Source organism: Amycolatopsis arida (assembly GCF_900115565.1).
Taxonomy (GTDB): Bacteria; Actinomycetota; Actinomycetes; order Mycobacteriales; family Pseudonocardiaceae; genus Yuhushiella; species Yuhushiella arida.
In genome coordinates this window covers 202,015-227,580 of the sequence record NZ_FOWW01000005.1, presented here as the reverse complement: position 1 = coordinate 227,580, position 25,566 = coordinate 202,015, and the positions used below count along the sequence as shown (strand labels likewise).

The following is a 25,566-nucleotide window of genomic DNA, read 5'->3' as shown; positions in this document are numbered from 1 at the left end:
GCCGCACGACGCGAACACGCGCGCACGGACGGCGGACACCTGCGCACAGACCGCGGACACGCGCGCACGGACGGCGGACACGTCAGGCGCGGGCGAGCAGGTCGCGGAGCAGCGTGCCCATCCGCTCGGCGGCGGCCTGACCCGCGGTCAGCACCTCCTCGTGGTCGAGCGGCTCGCCGGTCATGCCGGCCGCCAGGTTGGTCACCAGCGACATGCCGAACACCTCGATGCCGGCCGCCCTGGCCGCGATGGCCTCCAGCACCGTCGACATGCCCACCAGGTCCGCGCCCAGGGTGCGCAGCATCCGGATCTCCGCGGGGGTCTCGAAGTGCGGTCCCGGCAACCCGGCGTACACGCCTTCGGCCAGTGAGGGGTCGACCTCCCTGGCGATCCGGCGCAGCCGGTCGGAGTAGAGGTCGACGAGGTCGACGAAGTTCGCCCCGGTGATCGGGGAGGTCGCGGTCAGGTTCAGGTGGTCGGTGATGAGCACCGGCTGCCCCACCCGGAGGCCCTCCCGCAGGCCACCGGCGGCGTTGGTCAGCAGGACGGCGCGCACTCCGGCCGCCGCCGCGGTGCGCACCGGGTGCACGACCCGCGCCACTCCATTGCCCTCGTACAGGTGGGTCCGGCCGAGCAGTACCAGCGCCCGCCGCCCGCCGACCTCCACCGATCGCGCGCTGCCGCCGTGGCCCACCGCGCTGGGCGCGGCGAACCCGGGGAGCTCGGCCATCGGAACCTCGGCGTCGGGTCGGCCGATGACGTCGGCCGCCGGGCGCCAGCCGGAGCCCAGCACCACGGCCACGTCGTGCCGGTCGAACCCGGTCCGCTCGGCCAGCACCTTCGCCGCCGTGCCGGCGATGTCCATCGGGTGGTCGAAGTCGTTGCTCACGGCCGGCAAGCCTACGGGCGCCGGTCACCGGAGGCCGCCGGCGGGCTCGTCGCGGCCTCCGGGACCGGTGGGCTGGGTTCTGCCTCCGGAGCCGGTGGGCTGGGTTCTGCCTCCGGAGCCGGCGGGCTCGACGGTGTGCCCGTGGTCGGGGCGCCCGGGTGGGCCGAGCGGACCAGCAGGTACGCGAGCAGGCCGAACGGCGAGAGCAGGATGGTGACCAGCAGGATCGGCGCCATGGCCAGCGGGTGTACGCCGCGGACCCGGGAGTCGGCGTACATCCACCTGCCGACCAACAGGTCGTAACCCACCAGGTGGGCCCACAGCCCGGCCGCGCCGATCGGCGAGCCGAGGAACTCGCGCAGCGTCTCCAGGTCCGGCCGGCTCATCACCGCCCACAGCTCGCCGAGGTGGGGCACCAGCAGGATCGCGTAGCAGACCAGCGGCGGCGCGGCGATCCACGGCGAGGCGATGATCCTAACGGTCACCGACCAGCGCGGGGCGAGGATCATCAGCGCCCAGAACGGCACGACCAGGTAGAAGGTGATGGTGAACAGCTGCGTGGTGCTCATCGGACGGCGACCTCCTCGCGCGGGGTGAACTCGATTCGGGTGGGGCGGCGGACGGCCAACACGGCGGCCAGCACCACGCCGGCCACCAGTGCCGCGGTCGCGCCGAGGGTCAGCGTGTCCGGGGCGACCACCGGCTGGCCGCGCAGCGCCTGCCAGGTCACCAGCGCGACCAGGCCGGTGTAGCCGATCGCGGCGATCCGGACCAGCCGCAGCCGCACGACGTCGTCGCGCAGCCGAGGCCGCCGCCGGCCGAGCAGCGCCAGCGCGATCGCGACCATCGGCAGCAGTTGCAGCGCGTGCATGCCGACGAAGTGCGGCACCCGTAGGTCGCCGGCCTCCGTGCTCCAGTTGAGCACCGGAATGCCCGGCCCGCCGTCGGGTGCGCCGACCGTGTGCGCGCCGAGCACATCGACGGATCGGCCCTGGTCGCGGGCGGCCTGCTGCTCGTCGGTCGGCCCCAGCATCAGCCCGCCGACCAGCAGGCCCGCGGCCGACACCGCCATGCCCCAGCGGACCGCGGCCGCGCTGGCCCGGTCGGCGTACCGCCCGGCCAGCAGCAGCGCGCCCAGCGCGAAGTGACCGAGCATGAGCACGATGATGGTGGTACCCATCAGGCCGAACACGGCGGTGTCGAACGGTGTCTCCAGGTTGAAGTGGCTCCGTTTGCCGCGCAGCACCTGGCCGACGATCACCAGCATCTCGACGGTGCCGGCGCCGGCGAGCACGGTGCCCGCCCACCAACCCCAGCGCCGGGCGCGTTGCTGGAAGGTGAGCATCCAGGCCCAGGTGACCGTGTAGAGCAGGAACGACAGGGCGAACTTCAGCGGCTTGGCCCAGATCGGCGCGCCGACCAGGACGCGGTCGTCGACGACGAGGCCGACGGCCGACACCACGGACACCACGGCCATGGCCGCGGCGAACAGCATCAGCGGCCGGTGCCAGGACAGGCTCCGGCGCGCCAGGGGGAGTAGCGGAGGCATCACGGCTCCTCATATGGATAGCGGCACTTACCACTACGGGAAGCTATACTATCCATACTGAGGGGTTCACAGGAACGACGGAAGGACGCCGCCGAATGCGGATGGCCGAGCTGAGCCGTGCCTCGGGAGTGCCGGTCCCGACCATCAAGTACTACCTGCGGGCCGGCCTGCTGCCGCCGGGCGAGCGGACCAGCCCCAACCAGGCCCGCTACGGCGAGGCACACGTCCGCCGGCTCCGGCTGGTCCGGGCGCTGGTCGAGGTCGGCAAGCTGCCCATCGCGACGGTCGCCGAGGTGCTGGCCGCGCTGGACGAGCCGGCGTCGCCGCACCACGTGCTCGGTGTGGCCCAGCGGGCGGTGACCACGCCGCGGGCCGTCGCCGAGGGCGAGACCAGGGAGCGGGTGGCGCAACGGCTACGGGAGGTCGCCGAGCGGCGCGGTTGGACGATCAAACCAGACGAGCCGGTGACCGAGGCGGTGCTCGGCGTGCTGGCGACGGTAAACGAGCTCGGTCACACCCACCTGCTGGACCAGCTCGACCGCTACGCCGAGCTGGCCGACCTGGTGGCCGAGTCCGATGTCGACACCGTGGTCGGGCTGCCCTCGGTGGAGGAGACCGTGGAGCAGGCGGTGATCGGCATGGTGCTGGGCGAGCCGCTGTTCGCCGCGTTGCGCCGGCTGGCCCAGCTCAACGCCTCCGCCCACCGCTTCGGTGACCCCGAGTGCGACCCCGAGTGCGAGACGAGCGGTTCCTGACCTCGTGCGCCCGGACATAAGCGGGACAAGGTCAGTGTGTGACACGACGGACCTGAAACAACGAGAACCCGAGTCGTTGGCCTCCTTGGTTCGCCCCCGTAAAACACTGCCGGCCACGAAGGGGGCGGGGGTGCACCCGAAGCCTCGGGGCTCATCCGCCGCGCCGAGGCCGGGAGCACACCGAGCCCGGTCCGGACGTCGCCTGGACCGCGCCGTGCGGGTGGGCGCAGGGCTGCTAGTCGGCGAGGCGGAACGTGGGGGCGATCCGGTCGAACAGCTCGACCTGGCCACTGCGCTCCTGCTCGGTGGGCACGGTGACGGCGACCACCCACAGCCCGGTGCCGTGGCGGAACACCTCCGCGAACGTCGACCGGCCGAGCTGCGACTCGGACGCCTCGCCGGGTCCGGTGGCGCGCTCCACGGTCCGGTAGAACAGCCGCACGCCGTCGCGGTCCGGCAGCGAGGTCTCCCGTACCGCGACGAAGTCGCCCGGTGCCCACTGCTTCGCCAGCGCGCCGCGGTAGTCGTCCACGGTCAGCGGCGCGGCGAACGGTGCGAACCGCTGCACGGTCAGCGTCTGGGTGCCGTCGGGGGAGACGTACTGCACCACCGTGCTCGGCGGCAGCCCCGGATCGGCCCGCTGGGTCACGAAGCTGGTCCAGTTCTGCGGCACGTGCACCGAGAACAGCCCGCCCTTGGCGCCGCTCAGGTTGGTCGCGTCGCCGGTGCGCGCCTCCAGCTCACCCTGCGGCGGCGTGGGCGCGGACGTGCGCTGCGGGCGCTCCGGCGGCAGCAGCGGCTGGGCGCCGACGGTCCGGGTGAGGGCGAAGCCGCCGGCCGCGGCGACCAGGAACAGCAGCACGGCGAGCAGCGCGGCCCCCGCGCCGGCCCGCCGCCGTGCCGGAGCGGGCGGGGCGAACGGCAGCGGGCCGGGATCGGTGGCCAGCTCACCGGGCTCCGGCTCGGCCGAGCGCTCGGTCGAGGTCCCGGCCGACGGCTCGGCCGGGGCCGGCGGCACCTCGCGAATCACCTGGGTGGCCGTGCCGTCGATCCGGTCCGGCGCCCGCGAGGTCGCCCGGTCGGCGAACAGCTCCGGCCCGAACAGCGTGTGCCGCGGCTGGGCGAGCAGCGGGTACAGCCTGCGCCGCACCTCCTGCAGCGACAGCCGCGCCGCGGGCTCCTTCGCCATCAGGCCCCGGATCAGCGGGGCCAGCGGGCCCGGCGCCGGCCGCGGCACCGCGCCGTTGACCACTCTGCCGACGGTCTCCAGCGGGTCGCCGTCGGCGTCGTAGGGCGGGCGGCCCTCGACGGCGGCGAACAGCGTCGCGCCGAGCCCCCACAGGTCCGCGGCGGGGGTGACCGCGCCACCGGAGGCCACCTCGGGGGCGATGTAGGCGGGTGAGCCCAGCATCATCCCGGTGCGGGTCATCGTCGCCTCGGAGACGTTGCGCGCGATGCCGAAGTCGGTGAGCTTGATCCGGCCGTCCCTGGCCACCAGCACGTTGCCCGGCTTGACGTCGCGGTGGGTGATGCCGGCCGCGTGCGCGGCCTCCAGCGCCGCGGCCACCGCGTCGGCCACCGCGGCCGCCCGCGGCACGGTGAGCGGCCCGTGCTCGCGCAGCATCCCGGCGAGGCTGCGCGCGGGCAGCAGCTCCATCACCACGAACGGCTCGTCGTCCTCCCGCGCCACGTCGTGCAGGGTGATCACGTTCGGGTGGGACAGCACGGCGATCGCGCGGGCCTCGCGCAGGGTCCGCTCGCGCAGCTCGGCGGCCTGGACCGGCGGCACCCCGGGCGGCAGCCGGACCTCCTTCACCGCCACCGGCCGGTGCAGGAACTCGTCGTAGGCCGACCAGACGGTGCCCATCGACCCCGAGCCGAGCACCGAGCGCAGCCGGTACCGCCCGGCGACGACGCGGGACCCGGCGGTGTCGTCCCCGCCGACCGGGCCCTTCTCGGAGCTGCTCACCCGACACATTGTGGCGCAGCCGGCATCCGCCGCGGCGGCCGGAATCGCGACCAGCCTCACACGTCACGGGTGCCACGCGGCCCTACCATCGAAAGTTATGACTGAGGCTGGGACGACGGCGTCCGTGCCGGAGCCGGTGGCGGGCAGGGAACCGGACGAGCTGGCGCTCGCGGCCGAGTTCGACCGCCCCGACCGGGAGGACTGGCGGAAGCTGGTCGCCGGTGTCCTGCGGAAGACCGGCGCGCTGCCCGAGGGCTTCACCGGGCCCCCGGAGTCCCTGCTGACCAGCACCACCTACGACGGCATCGCCGTCCAGCCGCTCTACACCGCCGAGGACACCGAGGACACCGAGGACACCGTGCCGCCCGCCGGTTTCCCCGGCCTTCCGCCGTTCGTCCGCGGCACCCGTCCCGAGGGCGCGATGCGCACCGGCTGGGACGTCCGGGCCCTGCATCTCGACCCCGACCCCGCGGCCACCAACCGGGCCGCGCTGGCCGACCTCGCCGGCGGGGTGCGGTCGCTGTGGCTGCGGGTCGGCGCCGGCGCGCTGCCGCCGGACGCGCTGGGCGACGCCCTGCACGAGGTCTACGTCGAGCTCGCCCCCGTGGTGCTGGACGCCGGCGCGGACCAGCCGGCCGCCGCGGAGGCGCTGCTGGCCGTGTTCGCCGAGCGCGGCATCCCGGACAGCGAGGTGGTCGGCAACGTCGGGGCCGATCCGATCGGGCTGCGCGCCCGCACCGGGCAGGCCACCGGCGGCGCGGACGCTGCCGCGGCCGCCGCGCTGGCCGCCGACCTCGCCGGCCGGTACCCGAACCTGCGCACCATGGTGGTGGACGCGCTGCCCTACCACGAGGCCGGCGGCGCGGACACCCAGGAGCTCGGCGCGGCGATCGCCACCGGGGTGGCCTACCTGCGGGCGCTCACCGGCGCCGGGCTCGCCGTGGACGACGCCGCCGCGCGGCTGGAGTTCCGCCTCGCCGCGACCGCCGACCAGTTCCTCACCATCGCCAAGCTGCGCGCCGCGCGCCGGCTGTGGGCCAGGGTCACCGAGGTCGCCGGGGTGAGCCCGGCGGCGCGCGGGATGCGCCAGCACGCGGTGACCTCACCGGCCATGCTCACCCGCCGCGACCCGTGGGTGAACCTGCTGCGCGGCTGCGTGGCCGGCTTCGCCGCCGGGGTCGGCGGCGCGGACGCGGTCACCGTGCTGCCGTTCGACGGCGCGATCGGCCTTCCCGACGCGTTCTCCCGCAGGATCGCCCGCAACACCCAGGCGATCCTGCTCGAGGAGTCCAAACTGGCCGGTGTGATCGACCCGGCCGGCGGATCGTGGTACGTCGAGCGGCTGACCGACGAGGTCGCGCGGGCCGCGTGGCGCGAGTTCACCGCCATCGAGCGGGACGGCGGGATCGAGGCCGTGCTGGAGTCCGGCACGCTCGCCGGCCGGCTGGCCGAGACGTGGGCCGCCCGTGAGCGCCGGCTGGCCACCCGCGCCGACGCGATCACCGGCGTCAGCGAGTTCCCGCTGCTGGACGAGAAGCCGGTGCGACGGCCGCCCCTCCCACCGGCGGTGCGCGCGGGCGGCGGGCTGCCCCGGGTCCGCTACGCCCAGGAGTACGAGCGGTTGCGTGACCGCGCCGACGCCCACCTCGCCGCGCACGGCACGCGGCCGCGGATCTTCCTCGCCACGCTCGGCCCGGTGGCCGCGCACACCGCGCGGGCGACGTTCGCCGCCAATCTGTTCACGGCCGGCGGTGTCGAGCCGGTCAACCCCGGCGCCGGCGGGTCCGCCGAGGAGGTGGCCGCGGCCTTCCGCGACTCCGGCGCCAGGATCGCGTGCCTCTGCGGCACCGACACCGCCTACCGCGAGCAGGGTGCCACCGTGGTCGACGCGCTGCGCGCCGCCGGCGCCGAGGCCGTCTACCTGGCCGGCAAGCCGGCGGACGACCTCCCCGCCGGTTTGCGCTTCGTGCACGCCGGCTGCGACGCGCTCGCCGTGCTCCGCGAGACCCTCGACACGCTGGGAGTGGCCCCATGAGCATCCCGAACTTCGCCGACGTCGAGCTGGGCACGCCCGAGCCGGGGGACGCCGGCGCGTGGGCGGAGGCGCTGCAGGCGAGTACCGGCAAGGGCGCCGACGCGCTGGCCTGGGAGACGCCGGAGGGCATCACCGTCGCGCCGCTCCACACCGCGGCCGACCTGTCCGATGTGGACTTCCTGGGCACGTTTCCTGGCATCGTGCCGTACCTGCGCGGCCCCTACCCGACGATGTACACCACGCAGCCGTGGACCATCCGGCAGTACGCGGGGTTCTCCACCGCCGAGGAGTCGAACGCCTTCTACCGGCGCAACCTCGCCGCCGGGCAGAAGGGCCTCTCCGTCGCGTTCGACCTCGCCACCCACCGCGGCTACGACTCCGACCACCCCCGGGTGGCCGGCGACGTCGGGATGGCCGGCGTCGCCATCGACTCCATCTACGACATGCGCCAGCTCTTCGACGGCATCCCGCTGGACAGGATGAGCGTGTCGATGACCATGAACGGCGCCGTGCTGCCGGTGATGGCGCTCTACATCGTGGCCGCCGAGGAGCAGGGGATGGCTCCGGAGCGGCTCACCGGGACCATCCAGAACGACATCCTCAAGGAGTTCATGGTCCGCAACACCTACATCTACCCGCCGCAGCCCTCGATGCGGATCATCTCCGACATCTTCGCCTACACCTCGCGCCGGATGCCGCGGTTCAACTCGATCTCCATCTCCGGCTACCACATGCAGGAGGCCGGGGCCACCGCCGACCTGGAGTTGGCCTACACCCTCGCCGACGGCGTCGAGTACATCCGCGCCGGTCTCGACGCCGGGCTGGAGATCGACGCGTTCGCCCCGCGGCTGTCGTTCTTCTGGGCGATCGGGATGAACTTCTTCATGGAGGTCGCCAAGCTCCGCGCGGCGCGGCTGCTGTGGGCCAAGCTGGTCCGCCGGTTCGAGCCGCGCGACGACAAGTCGCTGAGCCTGCGCACGCACTGCCAGACGTCCGGCTGGTCGCTCACCGCCCAGGACGTGTTCAACAACGTGGTGCGCACCTGCGTCGAGGCGATGGCCGCGACCCAGGGGCACACCCAGTCGCTGCACACCAACGCGCTGGACGAGGCGCTGGCCCTGCCCACCGACTTCTCCGCCCGCATCGCCCGCAACACCCAGCTGATGCTGCAACAGGAGTCGGGCACCACGCGGGTCATCGACCCGTGGGGCGGCAGCGCGTTCGTCGAGCGACTCACCTACGACCTGGCCCGCCGGGCGTGGGCGCACATCAGCGAGGTCGAGTCGGCCGGCGGGATGGCGCGGGCGATCGACGCCGGGATCCCCAAGCTGCGCATCGAGGAGGCCGCCGCGCGCACCCAGGCGCGGATCGACTCGGGGCGGCAGCCGGTGATCGGGGTCAACAAGTACCGGGTGGACACCGACGAGCAGATCGAGGTGCTCAAGGTGGACAACGCCGGGGTGCGCGCCCAGCAACTGGAGAAGCTGCGCCGGCTGCGCGCCGAGCGGGACGCCGACGTGGTCGCCGCGGTGCTGGACCGGCTCTCCGCGGCCGCGGAGTCCGGCGAGGGCAACCTGCTCGAGCTGGCCGTCGACGCGGCGCGGGCCAAGGCCACCGTCGGGGAGATCTCCGGCGCGCTGGAGAAGGTGTGGGGCCGGCACTCCGGGCAGATCCGTACCATCTCCGGCGTGTACCGCGAGGAGGTCGGCCGCTCCGACAACGTCGAGCGGGCCCGCGCGCTGGTCGCGGAGTTCGCCGAGGAGGAGGGTCGCCGCCCGCGGATCCTGGTGGCCAAGATGGGGCAGGACGGGCACGACCGCGGGCAGAAGGTGATCGCCACGGCGTTCGCCGACCTCGGTTTCGACGTCGACGTCGGCCCGCTGTTCTCCACCCCCGCCGAGGTCGCCCGGCAGGCCGTGGAGGCCGACGTGCACATCGTCGGGGTGTCGTCGCTGGCCGCGGGGCACCTGGCGCTGGTGCCGGCGCTGCGCCACGAGCTCGCCGAGCTGGGCCGGGAGGACATCATGATCGTGGTCGGCGGGGTGATCCCGCCGCGGGACCACGACGAGCTGCGCGCCGCGGGGGCCGCGGCGATCTTCGGCCCCGGCACGGTGATCGCCGACGCCGCGCTCGACCTGCTCGACCAGCTGCGCGCCCCGCGGTCCTAGGCCGGCATGCCCGAGCTGCGACTCGACGACTACGTCACGGGTGTGCGCGGAGGCGACCGCGCGGTGCTGTCCCGGGCGATCACCCTGGTGGAGTCCAGCCGCGCGGACCACCGCGAGCTGGCCCAGGCGCTGCTGGTGGAGCTGCTGCCGCACGCGGGAGGGGCGCGCCGGATCGGCGTCACCGGCGTACCCGGGGTCGGCAAATCGACATTCATCGACGAGCTGGGCTCCCGGCTCACCGCGGCCAGGCACCGGGTGGCGGTGCTGGCCGTCGACCCCTCGTCCAGCCGGACCGGCGGCAGCATCCTCGGCGACAAGACCCGGATGGCCCGGCTGGCCGTCGACCCGGCGGCGTTCGTCCGGCCGTCGCCCACCTCCGGCACGCTCGGCGGGGTGGCGCGGGCGACCAGGGAGACGATCGTGCTGATGGAGGCCGCCGGCTACGACGTGGTGCTGGTGGAGACCGTCGGGGTCGGCCAGTCCGAGGTCGCGGTGGCCAACATGGTCGACTCGTTCCTCTTCCTCACCCTGGCCCGCACCGGTGACCAGCTCCAGGGCATCAAGAAGGGCGTGCTGGAGCTGGCCGACGTCATCGCGGTGAACAAGGCCGACGGCGAGCACGAGCGGGAGGCCCGCCGCGCGGCGCGGGAGCTGTCCGGCGCGCTGCGGATGATCTACGGGCCGGACGCGCCGTGGACGCCGCCGGTGCTCACCTGCAGCGGCCGCACCGGCGGCGGGCTGGACACCGTGTGGGAGCAGCTCGAACGGCACCGTGAGACGTTGGAGTCCAGCGGCGAGTTGGCCGGCAAGCGGGCCCGGCAGCAGGTGGACTGGACCTGGGCCATGGTGCGCGAGCAGCTGCTCGACCGGCTGGCCGCGCACCAGCGGGTGAAGGCCGTGGTGCCCGAGGTCGAGCGCGCCGTGCGGGCTGGCGAGCTCACCGCCACCCTCGCCGCGGCGCGGATACTGGGCGCGTTCGGCATCGACACGGCAGACTGAAGCCCATGCGGAACCGCGTGTTGGCCGTCCTCGTCGCCGTGTTCGCCGTCTGCGTCGTCGGCTTGGCCGCTCCCGTCACCGCGTTGGCCGCTCCGGTCGCCTCCGGCGTGCCCGGTCCGGTGCTCACCCAGGACGAGACGCCGCAGCCCGGGCCGGTGCTCGACCCCGCGGAGAGCGAGCAGGCCAACGCCGAGAAGGCGAAGAACAAGCTCATCGTGGGCGGTGCCGCGGTCGTGCTGGCGATCATCGTCATCGTCGGCCGCCGGGCGCGCAAGAAGGCCGGCCCGTAGCCGTTCGCCTACGGGGGCTACAGCCTTGCCGAACTCTGCGTAGCCGTTCAACGCACACCCGCTACCGGCTGTCTCCCACATTGCGCCATTCGTTCCACGCTTCACCTGGATGGTGCAACACTGGCTGCACAAGGGTACTTCTCTCATCACGGAGTGGAGGATCTCCAGCGGTCCTCGCCTGCCGCGGTGACGGTGCGAGGTGGACAACGTGCAGAACGGGGGTAGGGCGTGACGGTGCTCGACTCACGACCAGAGACTCCAGGTGAGCCCGAGGGGTGGCACCGCTCGGCTCGACGAGCCCACTCGACTTCCTCGACTCACTCGACCGGGGGGTCCGGCGCGCTGATCACGGAGAGCGGGGTCAGCATGGCGCCCGTGGCCGACGTGGGCGCGGGGCGGGGGCCGGAGTGGCTCGACCACTGGCTGGCCGAGCATGCCGCTGACGTCATCGCCTGGCGCCGGCACATCCACGCCCACCCCGAGCTGGCCCGCCGCGAGTACGCGACCACCGAGCTGGTCGTCGGGCTGCTGCGATCGGCCGGCCTGCGACCCTCGGTGCTGCCCGGCGGCACCGGCGTGATCTGCGACGTCGGCACCGGACCCACGTGCGTGGCGCTGCGCGCCGACATGGACGCGCTGCCGCTGACCGAGGCCACCGGGCTGCCGTTCTCCTCCACGGTGGACGGCGCGGCGCACGCCTGCGGGCACGACGCGCACACCACCATCCTGCTGGCCGCCGGCCTGGCCCTGGCCTCGGCGGCGGACCTGCCCGGCCGGGTGCGGCTGATCTTCCAGCCGGCGGAGGAGGTCATGCCCGGCGGCGCGCTGGACGTGATCACCGCCGGTGGCCTCGAGGGTGTCGAGCGGATCTTCGGCCTGCACTGCGACCCGCGACTGCCGGTGGGCAGGTTGGGCACCAGGGTCGGTGCGGTCACCTCCGCCGCCGACTTGATCGAGCTGAAGCTGACCTCGCCCGGCGGGCACACCTCGCGGCCGCACCTGACGGCCGACCTGGTGCACGCGCTGGGCACGGTGATCACGTCGCTGCCGGCGTTGCTGTCCCGGCGGGTCGACCCGCGGTCCGGCACCGTGCTGGTGTGGGGCGCGGTGCACGCCGGCGAGGCGGCGAACGCGGTGCCGCAGGACGGGGTGCTGCGCGGGACCCTGCGGACCGGCGACCACGAGGTGTGGAGGCAGCTGGAGCCGCTGGTGCGGAGCACCGTGGAGGCGATGCTGACGCCCACCGGGGTCGGGTTCGAGCTGGACTACCGGCGCGGCGTGCCGCCCGTGGTGTGCGACCCGGACAGTACGTACCTGCTGCGGGCCGGCGCGGAGGCCGCCCTCGGCGACGGCGCGCTGACCGGCACCGAGCAGTCCTCCGGCGGTGAGGACTTCGGGTGGTACCTGGAGCACGTGCCCGGCGCGTTCGCCCGGCTGGGCGTCTGGTCCGGCGACGGCGCCATGCGCGACCTGCACCAGCCCACCTTCGTCCTCGACGAACGAGCCCTCCTCGCCGGCGTCCGAGTAATGGTCCACACCGCACTGACCACCCTCGCCTAACCTGTGTCCGCCCTCTGTGCACGTGTGTCCGCGCCCTGTGCACGTGTATCCGCGCTCTGTGTACGGCTGTTTGCGCCGCACGACGCGGACACTTGTACAGGGGACGCGGACACGCGCGTCGGGAGCTATCCACAGGTCCGCTAGTTATCCACAGTCTGTGGATTTCTAGCTTTCGCGCGGGCACCGCTGCTCGGCAGCCTTGGCGGATGAGCTTCCTCGGGCCCGGCAGCGCCGTCCTTCGACGGGATGTCGCCTCCGTGATGGGAGAGCGCGCCTTGCGAGCCGCGCTGGACAGTGGCGTCCTCACCCAGATCTGGCGTGGTGTGGTGATCCGCTCGGCGGACGTACTCGATCTTCGAACCCGGGCAGCCGCCGCGGTACTGGCCGCGGGGCCGCGTTCGGTGCTGTCCGGACCGACTGCCGTCGCCCTCCACGGATGTGGAGCCGCGGTGAGCACGGACATTCATGTCACCGTTCCGTACGCCCGATCCGTTCGCTCTCGACCAGGCCTCGTCGTGCACCAGAACTGCTTCGCGGTCGAAGACGTGGTCAACCTCCACGGGCTTCCGGTCTTCACGTTCGATCTGGCGCTGTCCGACTTCTTGTGCGACGGAAACAGGAAGGTGGCGTTCGCCTGCCTCGATCAAGCGTGCGCCGGGATGGACGAGGCCCAACTGAGACTCTTTCGCACCTCGTTGCGAGAGCGGTTGGCGAGGCGTGACGATCGGCGCGGCATTTCGCGGGCGCTGATGCTGACCGAACTGGCGACAGGGAAGGCGGAGTCACCGCCGGAGAGCGTGTTCCGGCTGATCGTGGTCGAGGCCGGGTTCCGGTCCCCGAGGCCCAGCACGAGATCCAGACCATCGACGGCAGGCGTCTCTACGTACTGGATCTGGCCTGGGTGCAGTACCGGATCGCCCTGGAATACGACGGGTACGCCGCGCACGAGGAGCGGGCCGTGTACGACGCCGAGCGAGACGAACGGATGGCTGCCCGAGGTTGGATCGTGGTGCGAGCGAGAGCCGACGACCTGCGCGACCCGAGCCGGGTGTTGGCCGAACTACGCGCGGCCTTCGACAAGCGCCCCCACTAGCGGTGTGTCCGCGGTCTGTGACCGCGTGCCTGCGCCGCACGGCGCGGACACCCGTACACAGAGCGCGGACACGTGTACATGGGGCGCGGACACAGGTGTTAGGGGCCTATGCCTCGGCAGGGGCGGGTGCGGAGGGCTTCCACGTAGTCGGCGGGGGCGCCGGCGGCCTCGGCGGCGTCGGCGAGGACGCCGAGGTAGCGCGCCGAGGGAAAGCCGCCCTCGTAGCCGTCCAGCACGTACAGCCAGGCGAGCACCGAACCCTCCATGGTCTGCACCCGCAGCCGGATCTTGTTGTGGATCCCGAGCTCACCGCCCTCCCAGCGGTCGAGCCGGGCCTCGTCGTACGGCGTCACGTCGTAGAGCACCACGAACACCCGGGAGCCGAGGTCCTCGACGATGGTCGCCAGCGCTCCCTCCCACCCGAGGTCCTCCCCGCCGAAGGTGAGTCGCCAGCCTTCCAGCCAGCCGGTACCCGCCATCGGCGAGTGCGGCGCTCGCTCCGCCATCTGGGCGGGATCCATGTTGGACCCGTACGCGGCATACAAAGGCACGGCCACAGCGTAGTCGCCCTGCCGTCACCTGAACGGAGGCATGGCCCGTGTCGGCCACCCGTCCGGTCGAATCCGGCCGCCGCGTACGGTGGGCTGGACCGGGGAACGAGGAGGAGGAACTGGTGACCAGGATCGTGATCATGGGCGGCGGGCCTGCGGGTTACGAGGCAGCACTGGTCGCCGCGCAACACGGGGCCGACGTCACCATCGTCGAGCGCGACGGCCTCGGCGGCGCCTGCGTGCTGTACGACTGCGTCCCATCCAAGACGTTCATCGCGTCCTCCGGCGCCCGCGCCAACCTGCACGGGCTCGCCGAGCTGGGGATCAACACCGACCTGAGCAAGGCCACCATCGACCTGCACACCGTGCACGGCCGGGTGCGCGGCCTCGCCCTCGCCCAGTCCGCCGACATCCGCGCCAGGGTGCAGCGGGAGGGCGTCCGGATCGTCCTCGGCACCGCCCGGTTCCGTGACGAGGAGCCCGGGCTGGCCACGCACAGGATCGGGGTGGAGGGCCGGGACGGCACCGAGAAGGTCCTCGACGCCGACGTCGTGCTCATCGCCACCGGCGCCACCCCCCGGGTGCTGCCCGGCGCGGTCCCGGACGGCGAGCGCATCCTCGACTGGCGCCAGCTCTACGACCTGCCCGAGCTGCCCGAGCACCTCGCGGTGATCGGCTCCGGCGTCACCGGCGCCGAGTTCGCCTCCGCCTACACCGAGATGGGGGTCAAGGTCACCGTCGTCTCCAGCCGGGACCGGGTGCTGCCGCACGAGGACGCCGACGCCGCGGCCGTGCTCGAGGAGGTCTTCACCCAGCGCGGCACGACCGTGGTCAAGAAGGCCAGGGCCGACCGGGTCGAGCGCACCGAGAAGGGCGTGGCCATCCATCTCACCGACGGCAGGGTCATCGAGGCCAGCCACGCCCTGATGACCGTCGGTTCCGTGCCCAACACCGGTGACATCGGCCTCGAGCGGGTCGGCATCGAGCCGGGCCCCGGCGGCTTCGTCACCGTCGACCGGGTGTCCCGCACCAGCGCGCCCGGCGTCTACGCGGCCGGTGACTGTACCGGCGTGCTGATGCTCGCCTCGGTGGCCAGCATGCAGGGCCGGATCGCCATGTGGCACGCCCTCGGCGAGGGCGTGGCACCGATCAAACTGAAGACGGTCGCGGCGAACGTCTTCACCCACCCGGAGATCGCCACGGTGGGCATCAGCCAGCAGGCGATCGACTCCGGCGAGGTCCCCGCCCGCACCATCATGCTGCCGCTGGCGACCAACGCCAGGGCCAAGATGGAGGGGTTGCGGCAGGGCTTCGTCAAGCTGTTCTGCCGCCCGGCGACCGGGGTGGTCGTCGGCGGTGTGGTGGTGGCGCCCACGGCGAGTGAGCTGATCCTGCCCATCGCGCTCGCGGTGCAGAACCAGCTCACCGTCGAGCACCTGGCGCTGACGTTCTCGGTCTACCCCTCGCTGTCCGGCTCGATCACCGAGGCCGGTCGCCAGCTCATGCGGCACGACGACCTCGACTGAAGGGGCCCCGCCGGCGCGGGTGCCACCAGCGTCACTCCACCCAGTCGAAGGTCTTGGTCACCGCCTTCTTCCACTGGCGGTACAGCCGTTCCCGCTGGTCGGCGTCCATGGCCGGGTCCCACTGCTTGTCCTTGGCCCAGTTGCGCCGGATGTCGTCCTCACCCGCCCAGAAGCCGACGGCGAGCCCCGCGGCGTAGGCGGCGCCCAGCGCCGTGGTCTCGTTCACCTGGGGGCGGATCACCGGTACGTCGAGGATGTCGGCCTGGAACTGCATGAGCAGCTCGTTGACCACCATGCCGCCGTCCACCTTGAGCGACTTCAGCGGTACGCCGGAGTCGGCGTTCATCGCCTCGATGACCTCCCTGGTCTGGTAGGCGGTGGCCTCCAGTACCGCCCTGGCCAGGTGTCCCTTGTTGACGAACCGGGTGAGCCCGACGATGGCGCCGCGCGCGTCGGACCGCCAGTACGGCGCGAACAGGCCGGAGAACGCCGGCACGAAGTAGGCGCCGCCGTTGTCCTCGACGGACCGGGCGTGCTGCTCGATCTCCGCCGCCGAGCCGAGCATGCCCAGGTTGTCCCGCAGCCACTGCACCAGCGAGCCGGTGACCGCGATGGCGCCCTCCAGCGCGTACACGGTGTCCTTGTCGCCCAGCTTGTAGCAGACCGTGGTCAGCAGCCCGTTCCGCGACAGCACCTTCTCCGTGCCGGTGTTGAGCAGCACGAAGTTGCCGGTGCCGTAGGTGTTCTTGGCCTCACCGACCTCGAGGCACGCCTGGCCGAACGTGGCCGCCTGCTGGTCGCCGAGGATGCCGGCGATCGGCACACCGGCGAGCGCGCCCTTGGCCCGGACCCGGCCGTACTCCTCGGACGACGACCGGATCTCCGGCAGCATCGACAGGGGGATGCCCATGTCCGCGGCGATGCCCTCGTCCCAGGACAGCGTGTCGAGGTCCATCAGCAGCGTGCGGGAGGCGTTGGTGGGGTCGGTGACGTGCATCCCGCCGTCCGGGCCGCCGGTCATGTTCCACAGCAGCCAGGTGTCCATGTTGCCGAACAGCAGGTCGCCGGCCTCGGCCCGCTGCCGCGCACCGTCCACGTTGTCCAGGATCCACTTGATCTTCGGCCCGGAGAAGTACGTCGCCAGCGGCAGGCCGGTCTTCTCCCGGTACCGTTCCTGGCCGCCACCGCGCCCGCCGGCGCCAGAGGCAGAACCCAGCTCGCCCAGCTCGGTGACGATCTGGTCGGTGCGGGTGTCCTGCCAGACGATGGCGTTGTACACCGGCTTGCCGGTCCTGCGGTCCCACACCAGCGTGGTCTCCCGCTGGTTGGTGATGCCCACCGCGGCGATGTCGCTGGTGTGCAGGTCGGCCTTGGCGATGGCGCCGGCGGCGACGGCCCTGGTGTTGGACCAGATCTCCTCCGCGTCGTGCTCGACCCACCCGGCCTGCGGGAAGATCTGCTCGTGCTCCCGCTGGTCGGCGGCCACCACCTGTCCGGAGTGGTCGAAGATCATGGTGCGGGTGGACGTGGTGCCCTGGTCGATCGCGGCGACGTAGGACGTCATGGACGCCTCCTTCTCGGCGGACGGGAGTTCTCAGGCGGTGGGCAGGGCGAGGTACAGCAGGCCGGCCAGCGCCGCGCCGGCCAGCGGGCCGACGACCGGAACCCACGAGTAGCCCCAGTCGGCCCTGCCCTTGCCCTTGATCGGCAGCACGAACGCGTAGGCGATGCGTGGGCCGAGGTCGCGGGCCGGGTTGATGGCGTAGCCGGTGGGGCCACCGAGCGAGGTGCCGATCACCAACACGACGAACGCGACGCCGGCGTAGCCGAGCGCGGCGTTGCCGAAGGTCGGGACCTCCCCGTTCACGCCCGTCTCGAATCCCGGGGTGAGCAGGATCCACGCGACCAGCACGAACGTGCCGATGATCTCGGTGACCAGGTTCCACGCCGGCTTGCGGATGGTCGGCTCGGTGGAGAAGATCCCCAGCGTGTACTGCGGCTCGGGGTGGTCGTCGAACTGCAGCTTGTAGGTGGCCCAGCAGAGCACCGCGCCGAGCACACCGCCGACCATCTGCCCGGCGAAGTAGAACGGCACGTCGACCCACTCGGTCTGCCCGCTGACCGCCAGGCCGAGGGTCACCGCGGGATTGATGTGCGCGCCGCTCGGCGCCGCGATGCTGGCCCCGGTGAACACCGCGAAGGCCCAGCCGATGGTGATGAAGAGGAACCCCGCGCCGTTTCCGGTGGTCTTGCGCAACGCGTTGTTGGCCACCACCGCGGTACCGAGCAGCACCAGCATCCCGGTACCGAGCAGCTCCCACAGGAAGATCGATCCCGCACTCATTCCGCCTCCCACAGTCCGACGTGGTCCACCGGCAGGGCCGACGTCGGGCGTGCGGCTCCGCTGCCGACCCAGGTCCTGGGCACGCTACTGGCTGGAAGCTGATCATTCCAGGAGCCGACTGTCACAATCGCGACATCGGTCGGGCGTGGCGCCGGCCGGGATGCGCCGGCGGGAAGACATGGAATGCTGGGTGGAGGACGAGGTGAGGAGGAAGCAGGTGGCGAAGTCGCGGCGGGTTGGCGCGGTGGCCGCGGTCGGCCCCGCGCAGCTGGGGCCGGAGGGCCGGGAGGCGTCCTGGGGGCGGCTCGGCGGCGAGACCTTCGATCTCGTGGTGATCGGTGGCGGCGTGGTCGGCGCGGGCACGGCGCTCGACGCGGCCACCCGGGGCCTGCGGGTGGCGCTGGTCGAGGCGCGCGATCTGGCGTCCGGCACGTCCAGCCGGTCGAGCAAGCTGTTCCACGGTGGACTGCGCTATTTGGAGCAACTCGAGTTCGGGTTGGTCCGGGAGGCGCTGCGGGAGCGCGAGCTGATGCTCAACCGACTCGCGCCGCACCTGGTGAAGCCGGTGAGCTTCCTCTACCCGCTGACCCACCGGTTCTGGGAGCGCCCGTACACCGCGGCTGGCCTGTTCCTGTACGACACCATGGGCGGGGCCCGCTCGGTGCCCGGGCAGAAGCACCTGACCCGCGCTGGGGCGTTGCGGATGGTGCCGGCACTGAAGCGCGACGCGCTCATCGGCGGCATCCGCTACTTCGACGCGCAGGCCGACGACGCCCGGCACACCATGACCGTGGCCCGCACCGCCGCGCACTACGGGGCCGTGGTGCGCAACTCCACGCAGGTGGTCGGCTTCCTCCGGGAGGCCGACCGGGTGTCCGGGGTGCGGGTGCGCGACGTGGAGAACGGCAGGGAGGTCGACGTCCAGGCCAACGCGGTGATCAACTGCACCGGGGTGTGGACCGACGAGTTGCAGCGGCTGTCCGGCAGCCGCGGTCGGTTCCGGGTGCGGGCCAGCAAGGGTGTGCACATCGTGGTGCCGCGGGATCGGATCGTGTCCGAGTCCGGGCTGATCCTGCGGACCGAGAAGTCGGTGCTGTTCGTGATCCCGTGGGGCAACCACTGGATCATCGGCACCACCGACACCGACTGGAACCTCGACCTCGCCCACCCCGCGGCCACCAGGTCCGACATCGACTACCTGCTCGAGCGCGTCAACCGGGTGTTGGCCACGCCGCTGACGCACGACGACATCGAGGGCGTTTACGCCGGGCTGCGGCCGCTGCTGGCCGGGGAGAGCGAGGAGACGTCGAAGCTGTCCCGCGAGCACGCGGTGGCCAGGGTGGCGCCCGGGCTGGTGGCGATCGCCGGCGGCAAGTACACGACGTACCGGGTGATGGCGGCCGACGCGGTGGACGCCGCCGCCGTGGACCTGCCCGGACGGGCGCAGTCGTCGATCACCGACAAGGTGCCGCTGCTCGGCGCGGACGGCTACCACGCGCTGGTCAACCAGGCCGACCACCTGGCCGCCGAGCACGGCCTGCACCCCTACCGGGTGCGGCACCTGCTGGACCGCTACGGCTCGCTGGTGCACGAGGTGCTCGCGGAGGCCGAGGGGCGACCGGAGCTGCTGCGGCCGATCGAGCACGCGCCCGACTACCTCGCGGTGGAGGCGGTGTACGCGGCCAGCCACGAGGGCGCGCTGCACCTGGAGGACGTGCTGGCCAGGCGGACCCGGATCTCCATCGAGTACCCGCACCGTGGTGTGGCGTGCGCCGAGCAGGTGGCCGAGCTGATGGGCGGGGTGCTCGGCTGGACGACCGACGACATCGCCAGGGAGGTCGAGATCTACCGGGCGCGGGTGGAGGCGGAGCGCGACTCGCAGACCCAGCCCAGTGACGAGGCCGCGGACGCCCGCCGCTCGGCGGCACCGGAGGCGCGGGCCGGGATCAACGAGCCGGTGGGCTGACCGGGCGCGGCCCTGGTGCCCCGGGCGTGGGGTCCGGGGTCGTGGCCGCCGACTCGGCGTCGCGAACGTTGCTCTCGCGGTCAGGGGCGGAGGGCTCTGCGGTCGATCTTGCCGACCGGGGTGAGCGGCAGCCGGTCGGTGAACGTGACGGTGGCGGGGACCAGGTGCTCCTGGCCGAGCCGGGCCAGGACGTGCGCACGCAGGTCCTCGACGGGCGGCGGGTCGGGCTCGGTGGGCACCACGACGGCGTGCACCAGCGCGCCCTCGGGGCCGGGAGCGCCGACCACGGCGGCCTGCCGCACGCCGGGGTGGTCGGCCAGCGTGTCCTCCACCACCGCCGGGTACACCTTGCTGCCGTGCTCGCCGGTGACGATCACGTCGTCGGCGCGGTCGAGCAGGTAGAGGTAGCCGTCGGCGTCGAAGCGGCCGAGGTCGCCGGTGCGCAGCCAGCCGCCGGTGAACGCGGCGGCGGTGAGGTCCGGCCGACCGGCGTAGCCCTCCATCAGCGCCAGCCCGCGGACCAGCACCTCACCCACGTCGCCGGGTGCTCGGGCCCCGTCGATCCGCGCCTCCATCCCGGGCACGATCCGGCCCACCGAGCCCAGCCGCCGGGGGTGGTCGAGCAGCTCGGCGGCGGTGATGCTGGCGACCATCGGCGCCTCGGTGAGCCCGTACCCCTGGCCGACGACCGGCCCGAACACCGCCAGCGCCTGGCGCAGCCGCCGCTCCGGCAGCGGGCTGGCCCCCAGCGACAGTGACCGCAGGCCGGACAGGTCGGTGCCGGCGAGCGCGGGGTGGTCGAGCAGGGCGGCCAGCCGGGGCGGGGTCAGCGACAGCGCGGTGACCCGCTCGGCGGCGATCGCGGCGAGCGCCGCGGCGGGGTCGAATTCGTCGTGCAGCACCACGGTGTCGCCGCGCAGCAGCGCGCCGAGCACGGCGGCGTTGCCGGTCAGGTGGGACACCGGCGCGACCACCAGCACCCGGCCGGGGCCGGCGGGGTCGGGCCGGAAGATGTGTGCCATCCCGGCGTAGATGCCGCTGTGCGCGACGAGCTTCGGCGCGCCGGTGGTGCCGCCGGAGGTGAACAGCGTGCGCACGGTGCCCGGCAGGGCGCGCGGCACCGTGGGTGTGGTGGAGCCGGTGGTGCCGCGGGTGTCCCGCGGGCTGGCGGTGGCCGGTGCGGCGGAGTCGGTGCTGTCGCCGGAGACGTGCGGCGGGTGCGGGGTGGGGGCGCCGGTCGCCAGCAGGTTCCGCGCGCCCGGCAGCGGGCCGAGGGAGAGGACCCTGGCGGGCCGGGCGGCGCGGACCAGCTCGACCAGGTCCGCCGGGTCCGGTACGCACTCCGGGTCGAGCACCAGTGTGGTGGCCCCGCCCGCGGCGACGGCCGCCGGCCGGTCCGGGCGGGTGGTCGACGCGCCCACCAGCAGCACCGTGGCGCCGAGGCACTGCGCGGCGAGCTGGGCGAGCACGGTCTCCGGCCGGTTGCCGCCGACCAGGGCGACCGTCTCACCGGCCCGCACCCCGGCCGTGGTGAGCGCGGCGTGCAGTCGGCGCAGCAGCCGGTCGGCGGCGCGGTAGCGGATCCGCAGTCCGCGGTGCACGAACGCCACCCGGTCGCCCGCGGCGGCCAGCGCGTCGAGCATCCGGGTGAGGAACACGCTGGCCGGCTCGGCCACCCCGACCGCGGACGCGGACCGGTCGGCTGCCCCGGAGGCGCGGGCCGGGACCACCGGGCCGGCGGGCTGATCCGAACCGGCGCGGGCACCGTCCCGAACGTGGAACTCACCCTCCCGAGCGTCGAACTCGCGGGTCATGCCTCGCCCGGGCCGCGGGACCAGATCAGCTCCCGCTCGCCGGTGTTGATGTCCTCGGCGCGCAGCAGCCGGAACCCGCAGCGGCGGGCCACGGCGGCCGAGGCCTTGTTGCTCTCGGCGTGCTGGTAGGTCACCGTGCGCAGGCCGAGCGCGCCGAAGCCGAACCGCAGCGCCGCGCCCACCGCGATGGTGGCGACACCCCGGCCCCTGGCGACCGGGTGCACCCACACGCCGGCCTCCGCGGTGGCGCCGGGCAGGTCGAGGTTCTTCAGCACCACCTCGCCGAGCAGCCCCCCGGTGGTGGGTTCGGCGATCGCCCAGGAGCAGCGCTCGTCCCGCGCCCACTGGCGGGCGCGCAGCGCCACGTACTCGCCGGCCTGGCCGAGGTCGTTCACCTGGTAGTCCGGGATGTACCGGCGGTGCCACGGGTCGGCGAACGCCTCGACGAGCGCCGCCCGGTCGTCGAGCCGGTCGTCGGCGCGCAGCTGGCGCAGGTAGCAGGTGCCCGCGTTGATCTCCACCGGTTCCATCTCAGCGCCGCCGCCCGCCGAACAGCCACAGCACCGCCACCGCCAGGCCAACCAGCGCGAACATCACGAGCAACGGGTTGCGCAGCAGCAGCGACAGCACCATCACCCCCGCGGCCCCGGCGACCAGCGCGACGCCGGACGGCACCCGGCCACCCGCCTCCCGCGCCGGCCGAGCGACCACCGGGTGCTCGACCAGGAACGCCGGCCGCGGCTCGGGCAGGTCGACGAACACGCCGACCAGCTCGTGCCGGCGGCGGGCGGTCGCCACCCGTCCGGAGCGATCCTCGAACTCGACGAGGTCCAGCCGCCCGGAGCGGACGTGCTCGGACAGCGCGTCCAGTGCCTCCTGGCGCTCGGCATCGCTGAGCCGGAGGTTCGGTTGGTCCGCGCGCACACCGTCGATCCTAGGCGCTCCCCGCGTCGCGGTGCCGCCGCTCGCCGGGGTCGTCGACTCAGTCCTTGATCTCCAGGAGCACGGCGCCCTGGCTCACCGCGGCGCCGACCTCGACGTTCAGGCCGGTGACCGTGCCGGACTTGGGCGCGGTGACGGGGTTCTCCATCTTCATCGCCTCGAGCACCACGACCAGCTCGCCGGCCTCGACCCGCTGGCCCTCCTCGACACCGACCTTGACGATCGTGCCCTGCATGGGCGCGGTCACCGCGTCGCCGCTGGCCGCGGCCTTGCCGCCGCCACCGCGCTTGCGCGGCCGGGCCTTGGTCGCGGCGCCGGCGTTGCCCTGGCTCCCGGCGGAGGCGAGCGAGAAGTCACCCGGCAGCGAGACCTCCAGCCGCCGGCCGCCCACCTCGACCACCACGTTCTGCCGGGGCTCCTCCTCGGCCGGCTCGGCGATGTCGGTGAACGGCTCGATCTGGTTGTCGAACTCCGTCTCGATCCAGCGGGTGTGCACCGAGAAGCCGTTCTCGTCGCCGACGAACGCGGGATCGCGCACGATCACCCGGTGGAACGGCACCACGGTCGCGAGGCCCTCGACGACCATCTCGTCCAGTGCGCGGCGGCTGCGCTCCAGCGCCTGGTTGCGGTCGGCGCCGGTGACGATCAGCTTGGCCAGCATCGAGTCGAACTGGCCGCCCACGACGCTGCCGGCGTGCACCCCGGAGTCGACCCGCACGCCGGGGCCCTCCGGCATGATCAGCCGGGTCACCGTGCCGGGGGCGGGCAGGAAGTTGCGGCCGGCGTCCTCGCCGTTGATCCGGAACTCGATGGAGTGGCCGCGCGGCGTGGGATCCTCGGTGAACGGCAGCCGGCCGCCCTCGGCGATGCGGAACTGCTCGCGGACGAGGTCGATGCCGGTGGTCTCCTCCGACACCGGGTGCTCCACCTGCAGCCGGGTGTTCACCTCGAGGAAGGAGATCGTGCCGTCCAGCCCGACGAGGTACTCGACGGTGCCGGCGCCGTGGTAGCCGGCCTCGCGGCAGATGGCCTTGGCCGAGGAGTGGATGGTGTGCCGCTGCTCGTCGGTGAGGAACGGCGCGGGGGCCTCCTCCACCAGCTTCTGGTGCCGGCGCTGCAGGGAGCAGTCGCGGGTGCCGACCACCACCACCGTGCCGTGCATGTCGGCGAGCACCTGGGCCTCGACGTGCCGGGGCTTGTCCAGGTAGCGCTCCACGAAGCACTCGCCGCGGCCGAACGCCGCCACCGCCTCGCGGGTGGCCGACTCGAACAGCTCGGGGATCTCCTCGAGGGTGCGGGCCACCTTCAGGCCGCGGCCGCCGCCGCCGAACGCCGCCTTGATCGCGACCGGCAGCCCGTGCTCCTCGGCGAACGCGACGATCTCCTCGGGCGAGTCCACCGGGTCCTTGGTGCCGGGGACGAGCGGGGCGCCGGCCTTCGTGGCGATGTGCCGGGCGGTCACCTTGTCGCCGAGGTCCCGGATGGCCTGCGGGCTCGGCCCGATCCAGGTGAGACCCGCGTCGATGACGGCCTGGGCGAAGTCGGCGTTCTCGGAGAGGAAGCCGTAGCCGGGGTGTACGGCGTCGGCGCCGGCGCGGCGGGCCACGTCGAGCAGCTTGTCGAAGACGAGGTAGCTCTCCGCGGCGGTGGTGCCGCCGAGGGCGAACGCCTCGTCGGCGAGCGTGACGTGCGGCGCGTCCCGGTCCGGGTCGGCGTATACCGCGACGCTGCCCAGCCAGGCGTCCTTGGCGGCCCTGATCACCCGGACCGCGATCTCACCTCGGTTGGCGACGAGCACCTTGGTCACCGGTCCGCTCTGCGTCGCGTTGGCTGCTTCGGGCACGCCTGCCTCCTCGTCCTCGAGCTGCGGAACCCGCCGGGGGCCTCGGAGCAGTTTACGGACCGAGGAGTAGGTATGTGATGAGAGCCGGCTCACCCCGAGCCGAGTGCGCAGGTTGGCGGAAGCCCGCTCACGCCGAGGTGGACGGCACCGGGCGGTGGCGCAGCTCCTCGGGCAGCTCGGTGTCGAGCATGATCACGTCGAACGGTTGGGCGTCGTAGACGTGGTGCAGCTCCTCGGTGGAGACGAGGACCCACGGCTGGTGCGGGCCGCAGCAGCGGACCAGGCGGTCCATCGCCGAGTAGGTGAGCAGGGCGAGCTTGCCCTCGTCGGTGCGGCGCAGCTCGACGGCCGTGGTGCTGCCGCCGTCGCCGGCGGGGTACTGACCGCAGGGGACGTACACCGCGGGCGGGAACCCGGGCGGGACGGTGAACTTCGGCGTCTCGGTCACGACGCCAACATAGTCCGTGGCACTGCGTTACCCGGTCGGGTGACATACCCTGACGGCCGTGGGCCGGACGCGGGTGCCCCGGTCGGTTCTGGTCACCGCCGTCGTGGCGGCGCTGGTGACCGCCGGTGCGCTGGGGGGAGCCGTCGTGCTGCGGCCGGGCGCCCAGCCGAACGACGCCCGGCCGCCCGATGGCGCGCCGACCAGGGCGGTCGATGCCCGCTGCCCACCCGAGTCGTGCCAGGTCCTGGCGTCGACGGAGGTGGCCGGCACCGTGGTGGCGTTGTTGGCGGACTCCGACGGCGGGTCGGGCCGCGTGCGGTTCGGCGGGCAGGCGCGGGGGCTCGTGGTGGAGACGATGGTGACCACGATGGGGGCGCGGCTGACCGGCGACTCGCTGCGGTGTGCCGAGGGCGCCCGGCCGGTGTGCCTGGTGCGCGGCGCGGTGGACGGCGGCGCCGTGGGGGAGGTGCTGGTATCGGCCGGCACCGGGGAGGGCACGTGGCGCGCCGCGGAGCGGCTGTACTTCTCCGACGCGGGGTACCTCTCGCTGGACGACGTCACCGGTGACGGGGTGGCCGAGGTGGTGGTGGTCCGGCACGACTGCGCCCCGGACGCGGCGCCGGCCCGGTGCCGGGTGGCGCCGGTGGTGGCGCAGGTGTTCGACCTCGGCGGCACGGAGGTCGGCTGCACCCGCCGGCACACCGCGCCGAGCGGCCTGCGTGGCTGGCCCGAGGTCGAGGTTCGCCGCTCCGACCTTCGCGACTGCCGCTGACTCACCCGAACGCTGACTCACCCGAACGCTGACTCACCTGAACGCTGACTCAC

At 73.3% G+C, this 25,566-nt stretch carries 22 protein-coding genes; 10 read left to right on the top strand and 12 right to left on the bottom strand.

Going from position 1 to position 25,566, the window contains the following annotated elements; genetic code table 11:
* Positions 1-82: 82 nt before the first annotated feature.
* Genes BM051_RS16765 through BM051_RS16755 form a run of 3 tightly spaced genes read right to left on the bottom strand, consistent with a single transcriptional unit; the run spans position 83 to position 2,438 of the window.
* Positions 83-865, bottom strand: a complete 783-nt coding sequence (locus BM051_RS16765) for a purine-nucleoside phosphorylase (RefSeq protein WP_092531285.1) — start codon at positions 863-865, stop codon at positions 83-85.
* 35 nt (positions 866-900) lie between these two features.
* Positions 901-1,458: an ABA4-like family protein gene (locus tag BM051_RS16760; RefSeq protein WP_092531085.1), complete on the bottom strand. Its 558-nt coding sequence runs from the start codon at positions 1,456-1,458 to the stop codon at positions 901-903.
* Positions 1,455-2,438 carry a hypothetical protein gene (locus BM051_RS16755; RefSeq protein WP_092531084.1) on the bottom strand — a complete coding sequence of 328 codons (984 nt, stop codon included), beginning with the start codon at positions 2,436-2,438 and terminating at the stop codon, positions 1,455-1,457. Before BM051_RS16755 ends, BM051_RS16760 begins: the two co-directional genes overlap by 4 nt.
* Positions 2,439-2,533: 95 nt before the next feature.
* Here BM051_RS16755 and BM051_RS16750 point away from each other — a divergent pair, with 95 nt between their 5' ends.
* Complete coding sequence (locus BM051_RS16750) at positions 2,534-3,193, top strand: MerR family transcriptional regulator (protein WP_092531083.1); 660 nt, start codon at positions 2,534-2,536, stop codon at positions 3,191-3,193.
* 235 nt (positions 3,194-3,428) lie between these two features.
* On the opposite strand, the gene BM051_RS16745 is transcribed toward BM051_RS16750, so the two are convergent.
* Positions 3,429-5,060: a serine/threonine-protein kinase gene (locus tag BM051_RS16745; protein ID WP_243859597.1), complete on the bottom strand. Its 1,632-nt coding sequence runs from the start codon at positions 5,058-5,060 to the stop codon at positions 3,429-3,431.
* Positions 5,061-5,259: 199 nt separating this feature from the next.
* Here BM051_RS16745 and BM051_RS16740 point away from each other — a divergent pair, with 199 nt between their 5' ends.
* The 6 genes from BM051_RS16740 (at position 5,260) to BM051_RS30525 (ending at position 13,307) form a co-directional block, all read left to right on the top strand.
* A complete protein-coding gene (locus BM051_RS16740; RefSeq protein ID WP_092531082.1) occupies positions 5,260-7,197 on the top strand; it encodes a methylmalonyl-CoA mutase family protein in 1,938 nt (645 codons plus the stop codon).
* A complete protein-coding gene (scpA, locus tag BM051_RS16735; RefSeq protein ID WP_092531081.1) occupies positions 7,194-9,365 on the top strand; it encodes a methylmalonyl-CoA mutase in 2,172 nt (723 codons plus the stop codon). The genes BM051_RS16740 and scpA overlap by 4 nt, the downstream gene beginning before the upstream one ends.
* Positions 9,366-9,371: 6 nt before the next feature.
* Positions 9,372-10,364 carry a methylmalonyl Co-A mutase-associated GTPase MeaB gene (meaB, locus tag BM051_RS16730; RefSeq protein ID WP_092531080.1) on the top strand — a complete coding sequence of 331 codons (993 nt, stop codon included), beginning with the start codon at positions 9,372-9,374 and terminating at the stop codon, positions 10,362-10,364.
* A gap of 5 nt (positions 10,365-10,369) precedes the next feature.
* On the top strand, positions 10,370-10,654 hold the full coding sequence (locus BM051_RS16725; RefSeq protein ID WP_092531079.1) for a hypothetical protein: 285 nt from the start codon (positions 10,370-10,372) through the stop codon (positions 10,652-10,654).
* A 228-nt stretch (positions 10,655-10,882) separates the two neighbouring features.
* On the top strand, positions 10,883-12,214 hold the full coding sequence (locus BM051_RS16720; protein WP_092531078.1) for an amidohydrolase: 1,332 nt from the start codon (positions 10,883-10,885) through the stop codon (positions 12,212-12,214).
* 901 nt (positions 12,215-13,115) lie between these two features.
* On the top strand, positions 13,116-13,307 hold the full coding sequence (locus BM051_RS30525) for a DUF559 domain-containing protein (protein WP_341770811.1): 192 nt from the start codon (positions 13,116-13,118) through the stop codon (positions 13,305-13,307).
* Positions 13,308-13,405: 98 nt separating this feature from the next.
* Here the strand turns inward: BM051_RS30525 and BM051_RS16710 are convergent, their stop codons facing one another.
* Positions 13,406-13,858: a gamma-glutamylcyclotransferase gene (locus BM051_RS16710; RefSeq protein ID WP_177216952.1), complete on the bottom strand. Its 453-nt coding sequence runs from the start codon at positions 13,856-13,858 to the stop codon at positions 13,406-13,408.
* 122 nt (positions 13,859-13,980) lie between these two features.
* Between BM051_RS16710 and BM051_RS16705 the strand changes: the two genes are divergently transcribed.
* Positions 13,981-15,384, top strand: a complete 1,404-nt coding sequence (locus BM051_RS16705; protein ID WP_092531076.1) for an NAD(P)H-quinone dehydrogenase — start codon at positions 13,981-13,983, stop codon at positions 15,382-15,384.
* 31 nt (positions 15,385-15,415) lie between these two features.
* Here BM051_RS16705 and glpK read toward each other — a convergent pair whose 3' ends face one another.
* Positions 15,416-16,948 carry a glycerol kinase GlpK gene (glpK, locus tag BM051_RS16700; RefSeq protein WP_092531075.1) on the bottom strand — a complete coding sequence of 511 codons (1,533 nt, stop codon included), beginning with the start codon at positions 16,946-16,948 and terminating at the stop codon, positions 15,416-15,418.
* Positions 16,949-16,978: 30 nt separating this feature from the next.
* On the bottom strand, positions 16,979-17,728 hold the full coding sequence (locus tag BM051_RS16695; protein ID WP_092531074.1) for an MIP/aquaporin family protein: 750 nt from the start codon (positions 17,726-17,728) through the stop codon (positions 16,979-16,981).
* 178 nt (positions 17,729-17,906) lie between these two features.
* Here BM051_RS16695 and BM051_RS16690 point away from each other — a divergent pair, with 178 nt between their 5' ends.
* Positions 17,907-19,694 (top strand): glycerol-3-phosphate dehydrogenase/oxidase, encoded by a 1,788-nt coding sequence (locus tag BM051_RS16690; RefSeq protein WP_424923284.1) that lies wholly within the window; start codon positions 17,907-17,909, stop codon positions 19,692-19,694.
* A gap of 80 nt (positions 19,695-19,774) precedes the next feature.
* Here the strand turns inward: BM051_RS16690 and BM051_RS16685 are convergent, their stop codons facing one another.
* The 5 genes from BM051_RS16685 to BM051_RS16665 form a co-directional block, all read right to left on the bottom strand.
* On the bottom strand, positions 19,775-21,508 hold the full coding sequence (locus BM051_RS16685) for a class I adenylate-forming enzyme family protein (RefSeq protein ID WP_243859581.1): 1,734 nt from the start codon (positions 21,506-21,508) through the stop codon (positions 19,775-19,777).
* Entirely contained in the window at positions 21,505-22,038 is a 534-nt protein-coding gene (locus BM051_RS16680) for a GNAT family N-acetyltransferase (protein ID WP_092531073.1), read from the bottom strand. Before BM051_RS16680 ends, BM051_RS16685 begins: the two co-directional genes overlap by 4 nt.
* Position 22,039: 1 nt before the next feature.
* The gene (locus BM051_RS16675; RefSeq protein ID WP_092531072.1) at positions 22,040-22,432 is read right to left on the bottom strand and encodes a DUF1707 SHOCT-like domain-containing protein; all 393 of its coding nucleotides are present in this window, start codon (positions 22,430-22,432) and stop codon (positions 22,040-22,042) included.
* A 58-nt stretch (positions 22,433-22,490) separates the two neighbouring features.
* Positions 22,491-24,293 carry an acetyl/propionyl/methylcrotonyl-CoA carboxylase subunit alpha gene (locus BM051_RS16670; RefSeq protein WP_092531071.1) on the bottom strand — a complete coding sequence of 601 codons (1,803 nt, stop codon included), beginning with the start codon at positions 24,291-24,293 and terminating at the stop codon, positions 22,491-22,493.
* Between the two features lie 127 nt (positions 24,294-24,420).
* The gene (locus BM051_RS16665; protein ID WP_092531070.1) at positions 24,421-24,741 is read right to left on the bottom strand and encodes an SAV_915 family protein; all 321 of its coding nucleotides are present in this window, start codon (positions 24,739-24,741) and stop codon (positions 24,421-24,423) included.
* Between the two features lie 58 nt (positions 24,742-24,799).
* Here BM051_RS16665 and BM051_RS16660 point away from each other — a divergent pair, with 58 nt between their 5' ends.
* On the top strand, positions 24,800-25,513 hold the full coding sequence (locus tag BM051_RS16660; protein ID WP_092531069.1) for a hypothetical protein: 714 nt from the start codon (positions 24,800-24,802) through the stop codon (positions 25,511-25,513).
* The last annotated feature ends 53 nt before the right edge of the window (positions 25,514-25,566 follow it).